Below are 577 nucleotides of genomic sequence, written 5' to 3' on the forward strand. Positions count from 1 at the left end.
TCGCCGCAAGTCTGCAGGTCGCGGCCTTGCGTGTAGCCATGCAGGAAGCCGGCGGCATAGAGATCGCCGGCGCCCGTCGTGTCGACCAGTTCCTTGATGGCGGTCGCCTTGATGACCACGGTCTCGTCGCCGCGCACGATCACCGAGCCTTTTTCCGAGCGGGTCACGGCGGCGATCCGGCAATCCTTGCGGATCTGGGCCAGCGCCTCGTCGAACGACGACGTCTGGTAGAGCGACTTGATCTCGTGGCTGTTGGCAAAGACGATGTCGACCGTGCCCGAACGCATCAGCTCAAGGAATTCGTCGCGGTAGCGGTCGACGCAGAACGAATCCGACAGTGTCATCGACACTTCTCGGCCTGCTGCGTGCGCCAGCTTCGCCGTCTGGCGGATTGCCTCCTTGGCGCGCGGCGGGTCCCACAGATAGCCTTCGAAATAGGTGACCTTGGCGCCAGACGCCTTGTCGGCTTCGACATCCTCAGGGCCAAGCTCGACGCAGGCGCCGAGATAGGTGTTCATCGAGCGCTCGCCGTCGGGCGTGACGAAGATCATCGAGCGCGCCGTCGGCGGCTCACCCT

At 64.5% G+C, this 577-nt stretch carries 1 protein-coding gene; it reads right to left on the minus strand.

Features of this window, described 5'->3' with window-relative positions; all coding sequences use genetic code 11:
* A partial coding sequence (locus tag AC0L3E_RS34610) for an adenosine kinase (RefSeq protein WP_473606913.1) occupies positions 1-577 on the minus strand: 577 nt, incomplete at both ends.

The organism is Mesorhizobium sp. WSM4822, assembly GCF_055811155.1.